10 protein-coding genes and 1 pseudogene are annotated in these 9,390 nt (G+C 62.4%); 4 read left to right on the forward strand and 7 right to left on the reverse strand.

Features of this window, described 5'->3' with window-relative positions:
- Both VF515_20095 and VF515_20100 read right to left on the reverse strand, forming a co-directional pair.
- The coding region (locus VF515_20095) for a hypothetical protein (GenBank protein ID HEX7409928.1) at positions 1-288 on the reverse strand (288 nt) is incomplete at its 3' end.
- Positions 289-329: 41 nt separating this feature from the next.
- A complete protein-coding gene (locus VF515_20100; protein HEX7409929.1) occupies positions 330-743 on the reverse strand; it encodes a hypothetical protein in 414 nt (137 codons plus the stop codon).
- Between the two features lie 463 nt (positions 744-1,206).
- On the opposite strand from VF515_20100, the gene VF515_20105 reads away from it, so the two are divergent.
- Positions 1,207-2,466: a glucoamylase family protein gene (locus tag VF515_20105; protein ID HEX7409930.1), complete on the forward strand. Its 1,260-nt coding sequence runs from the start codon at positions 1,207-1,209 to the stop codon at positions 2,464-2,466.
- A gap of 28 nt (positions 2,467-2,494) precedes the next feature.
- Entirely contained in the window at positions 2,495-4,006 is a 1,512-nt protein-coding gene (locus tag VF515_20110; GenBank protein ID HEX7409931.1) for a mercuric reductase, read from the forward strand.
- A gap of 37 nt (positions 4,007-4,043) precedes the next feature.
- Here the strand turns inward: VF515_20110 and VF515_20115 are convergent, their stop codons facing one another.
- Together VF515_20115 and gor are read right to left on the reverse strand one after the other, a co-directional pair.
- A complete protein-coding gene (locus tag VF515_20115) occupies positions 4,044-4,211 on the reverse strand; it encodes a hypothetical protein (GenBank protein HEX7409932.1) in 168 nt (55 codons plus the stop codon).
- Between the two features lie 252 nt (positions 4,212-4,463).
- Positions 4,464-5,810: pseudogene (gene gor, locus VF515_20120) on the reverse strand (glutathione-disulfide reductase).
- A 647-nt stretch (positions 5,811-6,457) separates the two neighbouring features.
- Between gor and VF515_20125 the strand changes: the two are divergent.
- Together VF515_20125 and VF515_20130 are read left to right on the forward strand one after the other, a co-directional pair.
- On the forward strand, positions 6,458-6,625 hold the full coding sequence (locus VF515_20125) for a hypothetical protein (GenBank protein ID HEX7409933.1): 168 nt from the start codon (positions 6,458-6,460) through the stop codon (positions 6,623-6,625).
- 122 nt (positions 6,626-6,747) lie between these two features.
- The gene (locus VF515_20130; protein HEX7409934.1) at positions 6,748-8,208 is read left to right on the forward strand and encodes a glycosyl hydrolase; all 1,461 of its coding nucleotides are present in this window, start codon (positions 6,748-6,750) and stop codon (positions 8,206-8,208) included.
- Between the two features lie 155 nt (positions 8,209-8,363).
- Here VF515_20130 and VF515_20135 read toward each other — a convergent pair whose 3' ends face one another.
- The 3 genes from VF515_20135 to VF515_20145 all read right to left on the reverse strand — a co-directional run.
- A complete protein-coding gene (locus tag VF515_20135) occupies positions 8,364-8,534 on the reverse strand; it encodes a hypothetical protein (GenBank protein HEX7409935.1) in 171 nt (56 codons plus the stop codon).
- Between the two features lie 42 nt (positions 8,535-8,576).
- Positions 8,577-9,071, reverse strand: coding sequence for a septal ring lytic transglycosylase RlpA family protein (locus VF515_20140; GenBank protein ID HEX7409936.1), 495 nt, complete (start codon positions 9,069-9,071; stop codon positions 8,577-8,579).
- Between the two features lie 87 nt (positions 9,072-9,158).
- Positions 9,159-9,390 (reverse strand): hypothetical protein (locus VF515_20145; protein ID HEX7409937.1); only part of this gene is annotated, 232 nt, incomplete at its 5' end.

Raw genomic sequence — 9,390 nt, forward strand, 5'->3', positions numbered from 1 at the left:
TCTCCTCTTTTGTCCGCGTGACAGACAGACTGCGTGAGCCGTCCGCAGAAACCACCGACCCACGATCTCGACTACCGTGCGGTGCATCGGAATCTCAGTCTTGCCGTGCATCGCAATCAGCACAATGCGCTGTCCCCGACTCTTCATCAGTGTCATGGCGTTGCGGCTACTGGAGCGCCACGTTTCCTCCGCCTTGATCCGCTTCAGCATCACCGGCAGGTCAAACGACAGCCATGCGCCGTCCAGCGGACGCTCCGCCGTTACATGCGCTCTCTCTGACGCATCCATGTCGTCCTCCAAAGCGCTATTCGACCCGCGCAACTTCGCAGCTACGGGATCTGGAACGTCAATGCTTCCTTGGGACCGAGGGGTTCGTGATTGTTTCCGGCAAGCATAACGACCAACGTGTGCTGTCCACTCGAGAGGCCATGAAAGCTCAGCTTGGGTGCCGTGGTTGCGATGACCGGCCCGTTGTCCAGCTGGTAGTGCAAGTGGCCCTCGCCCTTCTTCGCTTGCCCGTGCGTCTTGTCTGGATCGATGAGCTTCACGCCGCGAACGGTCACTTGAACGGTGGCAGTTTTCGCTTCGGCCTTTTTTACGGCATCGACGAGCGTCGCCTTGAGGGTCGGGGTTTGCGCTGCCTGGGCGACAAGGGGCCACGCAACAAGTACACCCAGCGCGCCAGCAATGGCGACGGCTCGCGGAGCACGCGCTCGTGTACGGTTGGGCTTGGTCGTTAACATATGCATTCCTCGTGTTGGCTGGCGCTCGGGTGCATCTTCTCCTCCTTCGTTTCACCGTCTCCTCGTTGCGTCGCCCAGCAACGTTCATTTGGGCTGCTGCATTTGTACAAGGGCAGGACACCTGCCGTAAGCTCGGACTACTACGCGCGTGGTTCTACGCGCATAATCTTCGCTCGCACACTGCTGGCGGGGATCGGCAGACTTCTCACACGCATCATGGCGGAGGGTGGCAAGCGACCCTTCCGGATCGACGCCGATCACCTGATAGTCGGCCGACCACGCCGCACCACTGGCCCAATCGCGCAGAAAGATGTAACTGCCCTAATGGGCGCTGGTTACAACCACGCGCCAGCGAGATCATGCCAGCTATGAGCGCTACCCTGCCCACCGCTTCCGCACGCGTCGTTCGAGGCTCGTGATCGTGGCTGATTTGATAGGGACTGACTTGACCGAGGATGGTGTGATGCTGGACCGGCTCCAGCGCGCCGCATTCACCTACTTCCTGCAGGCGGTGAACCCGGCCAACGGACTGGTCGCCGACACCTCGCGCGAGAATTCGCCGGCCAGCATCGCGGTGGTCGGATTCGCGTTGTCGGCCTATCCGGTGGCGGTGGAGCGCGGCTGGATGGCGCGGGCCGACGCGGTCGAACGCAGCCTCGCCGCGCTGCGTTTCTTCCGCGATAGCGATCAGAGCGGCAGTCCGGAGGCAACCGGTTACAAGGGTTTCTACTACCACTTCCTCGACATGCATACCGGTGTCCGCGTCTGGCGCTCGGAGCTGTCGATGATCGATACGGCGCTGCTGATCGCCGGCGTGCTGACCGCGGGCATGTACTTCACGGCGAACACCGCGGACGAAATCGAGCTACGCGAACTGGTCGACGCGCTGTACCGCCGCATCGACTGGCGCTGGGCGCAGGATGGCGGCGATACGATCCGGCAAGGCTGGAAGCCCGAATGCGGATTCCTGCACTACGGCTGGGAAGGCTACAGCGAGGCCATTGTGCTGTATGTGCTCGCGCTGGGATCGCCAACGCACCCGCTCAAGGGTGACTGCTACGAGGCATGGACCGCTACCTACCAGTGGGAGAATCTCTACGGCTACGATTTCCTGTATGCGGGGCCGCTGTTCGTGCACCGGTTCTCACACGCATGGATCGATTTTCGCGGCATCCAGGATCGCTTCATGCGCGAGAAGCGTTGTGACTATTTCGAGAACAGCCGGCGCGCGACCTACGTGCAACGTGAGTACGCACAGCGCAATCCAAACGGCTTCGTTGGTTACGACGAAGACTGCTGGGGCCTGACTGCTTGCGATGGCCCGAGCGACGAGCGGCCCGAGGTGTCCAACGAGCCGCGGCGCCTGTTTGGTTACGCCGCGCGTGGCGTGCCGTACGGACCGGATGACGGAACCCTCGCCGGCTGGGCCGCACTGGCCTCGCTGCCGTTCGCGCCCGACATCGCCTGGCGCGCGGCGCGCAACATGTCTGCACGCTACCCCGAAATGCTGTCCGGACACCGGTACGCGAGCAGTTTCAATCCGACTCTCGCCGGTGCCGACCAGCGCGCCTGGGTCTCGCCTGGCCACTACGGGCTCGACCAAGGCATCGTGGTCATGATGATCGAAAACTATCGTACGCAACTGATCTGGCAACTGATGCGGGACTGTTCCCATCTCACTACCGGTTTACGGCGCGCCGGATTCCGCGGCGGCTGGCTGTAGCGGCTCTATTCATCTACGGATCACGACGATGCAGCCGCACATAACACCCACGCAGGGCGCGAATGAGCGCCAGCGGCTCGAAAATGTCCACCCCGCCGGATGGCGCAATCCGTCGCCCGCGGAGCGCTACAACCTGGTCGTCGTCGGCGCCGGCACGGCGGGACTGGTCGCGGCGCACGCCGCGGCGGCGCTGGGCGCGAAGGTGGCGCTGATCGAGCGCGATCTGCTCGGCGGCGACTGTCTCAATGTCGGCTGCGTGCCGTCAAAAACCTTGGTCCGCACTGCGCGCCTATATGCCGAGATGCGCGATGCCGAGCACTACGGCGCGCACATCCCGGTCGATATCCGCGTCGATTTCCCCGCCGTGATGCAACGCATGCGGCGTATCCGCGCCCGCATCAGTCGCACCGATTCGGTTCGCCGGCTCAGCGCAGCCGGGGTGGATGTGTTCTTCGGCGCGGCGCGCTTTACCCGATCCGATACGCTGACAGTTGACGGGACGAAACTGCGCTTCAAGAAGGCACTGATCGCTGCTGGCGCGCGGCCGGACACGCCCTCGATTCCCGGCCTCGTCGAGGCTGGCTATCTGACCAACGAGAACGTCTTCGATCTGACCGAGCTGCCGCGCCGCCTGCTGGTGATCGGCGGCGGCCCGCTCGGATGCGAACTGGCGCAGGCCTTCTCCCGCTTCGGAGCGCAGACCATCATCGCGCAGGACATACCGTTGTTCCTGCCAAAAGAAGAGCGCGACGCCGCGCAGATCCTCTCGGATGCCTTTGCGCGCGACGGCATCGAGGTGCGGCTCAACACCACGGCCGTCAACGTGCGCGTGGAAAACGGGCAGAAACTCGTCGATCTGGTCAGCGACGACTACAAGAGCACGGTAGCGGTCGATGCTATCCTCACCGGCACCGGCAGGGTGCCGAATGTCGAGGATATGGATCTGGAGGCCGCGGGCGTCGACTACGACAATACGGTCGGGATCCAGGTCGACGATTTCCTGCGGACCACCAATCGGCGCATCTATGCCGCCGGAGACGTTTGCTTGGAGCACAAGTTCACCCATACCGCCGACGCTTCGGCGCGCCTCGTGGTCCAGAACGCGCTGTTTTTCGGTCGCCAGCGACTGAGCGCACTGACGATTCCGTGGTGCACCTACACCGATCCGGAGATCGCCCACGTCGGCCTTTACGTACGGGAGGCGCGCGCGCAGGACATCCCGGTCAAGACCTTCACCATCCTAATGCACGCCGTGGATCGCGCCATCGCCGACGGCGAGGAAACGGGCTTCGTGAAGGTCCACGTCAAGGAGCGGACGGATCGGATTCTCGGCGCGACGATCGTCGCCCGTCATGCGGGCGAGATGATCAACGAAATCACCCTGGCGATGGTCGCGGGGATCGGTCTGCGCACCCTTGCCCGCGTCATCCACGCGTATCCGACCCAGGCCGAAGCGATCAGGAAAGCGGCGGACGCTTACAACCGCACGCGGCTGACGCAGACGATCCAATCGCTGCTGCGGCGCTGGCTGGCGTGGTGAAACCCTGTCGCGCCTCGTTCGAGCCGTTGTGCTGCGCTCAACGGCGGAGAGCGAAAAAAAGGACGACGAGAGCGACCACGACGAGTACGACGCGCGCAACGGTCATCAGCTGCGTTTTGCCGACAGGCCTACCGCCCCGCGGTCGAACGCCGATGACCGCGACGAGGGCAATCACGACGCCGATGATCACTGCCGTAAGTCCCATGGGATGTCTTTCTACATGCCGGACGACGAAATAGCTATGCACGTTGCACGTACTCCAGCGCATCGTTCGGCGGCGAGTTCACCGTCGACGGGAATGCGTAGGCCTCCATCTCCTCGCTCGGCAGCGGCACAGCGACGCGCGGAGTTCATCTGATTGCGACTTCCGCGCGCAGGCCCTCAATGTCACGGTGAATCACGGCGACCGCCAACTTCCTGCCGCCGCTTCGATAGGTGATCCCTGTCATCGACAGGGTTACTCCGACCCTTGGCTGCGCATCGTGAGCAACTCCTCCGCGGCGGTGGGGTGGATGCCGATGGTCGCATCGAACTGCGCTTTCGTCGCACCGCACTTCAGTGCGACGGCAAACCCCTGAATGATTTCCGGCGCGTCGGCGCCGACCATGTGACACCCGACAACCCGGTCGGTGGCCCGCTCGACAATCAGCTTCATCATCGTCGGTTCATCGCGGCCAGAGAGCGTGTGCTTCAATGGGCGAAAGGTGGAGCGGTAGACATCGATCTGCGCATAGCGTTCGCGGGCGCGTGCTTCGGTCAACCCTACTGCCGCCACCGGCGGCTGGCTGAAGATCGCCGTCGGCACGTTGTCATGATCGGGTGCCGTCGGATGGTTGTTGAAGAGCGTTTCAGCCACTGCCTGCCCCTCAGCAATCGCCATCGGCGTCAGGTTCAAACGGTTGGTCACGTCACCGACGGCGTAGATGCTGGGCACACTCGAGCAGGAATATACGTCCACCGCTACCGCGCCGCCCGCATCGAGCTGAACGCCGGCGGTCTCGAGACCCAGACCTGCAGTGTTCGGTTTCCGGCCCGTGGCAAACATGATGTGGTCCACGTTCACAAGGGTCCCGTCCGTGAGCGCCGCACGCACCCCGGTGCCCTGTCGCTCGATCTGCACGACGTTGCGCTCGAAGCGCACATCGATGCCCTTGCGCCGCATCTCGTCGGCCAAGGTGCGGCGCACGTCATCGTCGAAGCCGCGCAGGAACAGCGGGCCGCGGTACAGCTGGGTGACCTCGGCGCCGACGCCGTGGAAGATCCCGGCGAACTCCACGGCGACGTATCCGCCGCCGACGATGAGGACGCGCTGGGGTGCGCGTTCGAGAAAGAAGGCTTCGTTGGAGGTGATGGCGAGCTCGACGCCGGGAACACGCGGCCGCACGGGCCAGGCCCCCGTGGCGATGAGGATATAGCGAGCTGTGTAAGTCCGCTCGTTCACGACCACTGTGTGCGCATCGACGACGCAGGCGCGGCCTTCGATGCGCTGCACACGCGCCTGGTCGAGGAGGCTGCGGTAGACCTCGTTGAGCCGTGCGACTTCGCGGTTCTTGCTGGCAATCAGCTGGGGCCACTGCAGGGAGTGAGAGCCCACCATCCAGCCGAACCCAGCAGCGTCCTCGAAGGCTTCGCGAAAGTGCGCGGCATAGACCAGCAGCTTCTTCGGGATGCAGCCGACGTTCACGCAGGTGCCGCCGAGCTGGCGTTCTTCGGCCACGGCGACCCGCGCGCCGTATCCGGCGGCAACCCGACAGGCTCGTACACCGGCCGAGCCGGCCCCGATGGTGAATAGGTCAAAGTCGTGGCGCGTGTGTGCCGTCTCCCTTACCTAGCCTCTCCGGGTCGGCGAGGAAACGGGTTTCTTGAAGGTCCACGTCAAAGGCGAGTTATTCGGGTTGCACTGGGAAGACGTCGACCTGAAGGGGCAGACCGTGTTCGTGCAACGGCCGCTGGGCGAGGATGGAGTGTTACAGGTCACCAAACCAAAATCCGAGCGCAGATGGGCGGCGGCTCCGCCTCACTGTTCCGCGGGCATCCGGGGTCGCTGGCCCGCTTGGCATTCTTACAAACAACTGGGGGCTGAGATTACACGTCCAGAGTGTCCAAGATGTCGAGCACGGAACGCCGGTCGACCTCAGGCGTGCGGGGCGCACTGAGCGTGCTTGCACGCGCAGGTGTTGTTCTTCGCTACGTCCTTGGATGCTTCCTGGCAGCCCGGGCTGCAGAAGCGTCCCTCGCCAGTCACCTGGCAAGAACAGGCAGGATGATCACAAGTGTGTACGTCCATCTTCTCCTCCTTCGTTTCACTATCTCCCCGTTGCGTCGCCCCGCAACGTTCGTTTGGCTGCTGCATTTGTACAAGGGCAGGACACCTGCCGTAAGCTCGGACTACTACGCGCGTGGTTCTACGCGCATAGCAATTTCATCGTTCGTCGTGTAGGGAGACATCCCATGGGGTTCACAGCAGTGATCATCGGCGTCGTGATTGCCCTCGTCGCGGTCATCGGCATTCGACCCCGGGGCGGCAAGCCAGTCGGCAACACGCAGATGATGACCGTTGCGCGCGTCGTACTCGTCGTGATCGCTCTGGTCGTGCTCTTTTTCGCTTTCCGCCGCTGAGTTGGTCATGCCGCTGCCCGGCGAGCAGGGCGGAAACGATTCGGGAATAGGCCTGGTTCGAGCCGTTTTGCGGCGATCCTGCGCGCCCTTTCGAGGAAGAGCTGCTGAAAGTGGTCACAACTGTGCCGGATTTTACGTGCAAACTTTCTGAGGCCGCGACGCCCCTCACACACTCATGGGAACACACGGTCGGGAGCGATCATGCAGCCGTCGCGTTGCGCGCGGATTGGCGAGCGCAGTTGCGACGCTGCCGCAACGAACTGGGATTCCGCTACGTGCGCTTTCACGGCCTGCTCTCAGACGACGTGGGTACGCTCATTCGTCAGCAGGACAAGCTCCTCTACTCATTCTTCAACGCCGATCAGATCTTTGATTTTCTCCTCTCAATCGGGATGAAGCCATTCGTTGAGTTGAGCTTCATGCCGAGAGCGCTCGCCTCCGGCAACACGACCGTCTTTCACTACCAGGCGAATGTTACGCCGCCCCGGGATTACAGTCAGTGGGCGAGGCTCATCCGCGAGCTGGCTTCGCACTGGGTCGAACGCTACGGTGCGAGCGAAGTGCGCGAGTGGTTCTTCGAGGTGTGGAACGAACCGAACCTGAAAGAGTTTTGGGCGGGTACGCAGGCGGAATACTTCAAGCTGTATCGCTACACAGTCGAAGCGATCAAGAGCGTGGACGCGCAACTTCGGGTCGGCGGGCCGGCGACCGCCGCGAATGAGTGGGTCGAAGAATTTCTCGCATTCTGCGAGACGAACAATCTGCCCGCCGATTTCATCAGTACGCACCACTACCCGACCGATGCGTTTGGAAGTCCGGAAGACGATTCGGAGATGCAACTGGCGAAGAGCCGACGCGGTATTTTGCGCGAACAGACGCAAGACGTGTTTCGGCGAGCCTGCGGGCGTCCCGTCTATTACACTGAATGGAACTCTTCATCCAATCCGCGTGATCCGTTGCACGATGAGCCGTATGCCGCTGCGTTCGTGACGAAAACTGTGATGGAGGCCAACGGTCTGGTGGAGGGTTACAGCTTCTGGACGTTTTCGGACATATTCGAGGAGAACTATTTTCCGTCCGTACCGTTTCATGGCGGCTTCGGGTTGCTCAATATTCATGGCGTCGCCAAGCCGACATACCGCGCTTTCGAGCTATTGCATCAACTAGGCGTAGAAATGCTGCTCGTTGATGGCTTGCACGAGACGGTGGATGCGTGGATCGTGCGCAAAGAAGCAATCCTGACCGTTCTGCTGACGAACCACGCACTGCCGCGCCATTCGATCAAGACGGAGCGCGTTTCCATTCATCTCACAAGCGCGCCGGAACCGCGCGCCGTTCACATCGAGCGTATTGACGAAACCCACGCAAATGCCAAACGCGCGTGGCGCGCAATGGGCGAGCCGGAATACTTGAGCGCGGACGAGGTGGCATTGCTCGAAGCGGCATCGCGCCTGGCGCGAGAGCCGTTGGATTGGAAGTATGAGAACGGAAGCGCTCATCTCGACCTCGAACTTGCGCCGCACGCTGTGGCGTTCGTCGCAATTGAATTTGGTGAACACTTGTCGGAGGTACGGGGGGCATGAGCCGACCGGCGTTCAGCGAGAAGGAGTTGCTCAGGCTTGAGCGAAATACGTTCAGGTATTTCCGCAAGGAGACCAATCTACACGACCCAACGCATCGCGCAGCTCGGTCACCCTTGCGTGGTGATCGTCCTCTCGGCCCGTCGGCAAGCGGGGCGTTATAGTGCGTGCAGATGGCAACCGATCGCGAACAGTTCGTCCCCGCGCCGCGCGAGCAGCACCGGTTCGCCGTGCGCGTGCCCGAGCAGCATGGCGCCGTCGGCGACTTTCGAGAGAGCGACTCCCTTGGTAAGGTCAGGTCCGCTGAGCTTTCCCTTTGTTTCGTTCATTCGATCTCCTTGCGCCTTGCGGCTGTCTCTCTCGCACAAGGATTACTGCGGCGAGAGCACCGGCGTATCAGTGCTCGTCGTTGCCACGGGCGCCTCGGGGCTCGTCGTCCGCTTCTTGGTCGCGTGCCGACGGAGCCTCGTCTCAATCTTCACCTTCGCTACCCCCTTCGTCGACATCCCGATTTTTCGGGCGGCGGCGCGAGAGAGATCAATCTTCCGCCCCTTCACATGAGGACCGCGGTCGTTGATCGTGACCTCTACTGATTTTCCGGTCTCCAGGTTGGTGACCACAGCCTTGCTGCCCAGGGGCAATGTCGGATGTGCCGCGGTCAGCTTCTTCTGATCGAATGTTTCTCCACTCGCGGTCTCTTTCCCGTCTTGCGCTGGCCCGTACCAAGAGGCGTTTCCGACCTGCTCTACCTTGGGCCCCTCAGCGTTGGGCCCTTCCTCCTTCACCTGTGGCGCCACCACGGGCGGCGGAGGAGTCTCCTTTCGGCCGATCGGCAGAGCACAGCCCGGCAACAGCAACGCAAGCATTGCTCCTCCGATTCCAAACACGACAAGCAATTGACGAGGATGTTTCATCTGAGTTCCGTCTGGTCACTCGCTCTCAAGACTTCCCCCTTACGGACCCACTTCACTGAAGCTGATGACATCCATCGTCGTAACGAACCGACCGTCGGAGCGCTGCGCCAAGGGAGGGGTTTGGAAGGTAAACGGCGCGCTGGCGTTGGGGGCGATGTCTGCACGGAACGTGAACGGCAGCGTTCTACCGGGGCTGTCGGTCCCGGGATGACGCTCGTCGTTCCACAGCCACGTTTGTCGGAGCAGCAACTCAACTCCACGAACAGTGGCA

The sequence above is a fragment of the Candidatus Binatia bacterium genome (assembly GCA_036382395.1).
Lineage (GTDB): Bacteria > Desulfobacterota > Binatia > HRBIN30 > HRBIN30 > JAGDMS01.

Excerpts from the sequence above, each read along its gene's own strand:
- VF515_20100 (HEX7409929.1), bottom strand. The coding sequence starts at position 743 with ATGTTAACGACCAAGCCCAACCGTACACGAGCGCGTGCTCCGCGAGCC.
- VF515_20105 (HEX7409930.1), top strand. The coding sequence starts at position 1,207 with ATGCTGGACCGGCTCCAGCGCGCCGCATTCACCTACTTCCTGCAGGCG.
- VF515_20110 (HEX7409931.1), top strand. The coding sequence starts at position 2,495 with ATGCAGCCGCACATAACACCCACGCAGGGCGCGAATGAGCGCCAGCGG.
- VF515_20115 (HEX7409932.1), bottom strand. The coding sequence starts at position 4,211 with ATGGGACTTACGGCAGTGATCATCGGCGTCGTGATTGCCCTCGTCGCG.
- VF515_20125 (HEX7409933.1), top strand. The coding sequence starts at position 6,458 with ATGGGGTTCACAGCAGTGATCATCGGCGTCGTGATTGCCCTCGTCGCG.
- VF515_20135 (HEX7409935.1), bottom strand. The coding sequence starts at position 8,534 with ATGAACGAAACAAAGGGAAAGCTCAGCGGACCTGACCTTACCAAGGGA.
- VF515_20140 (HEX7409936.1), bottom strand. The coding sequence starts at position 9,071 with ATGCTTGCGTTGCTGTTGCCGGGCTGTGCTCTGCCGATCGGCCGAAAG.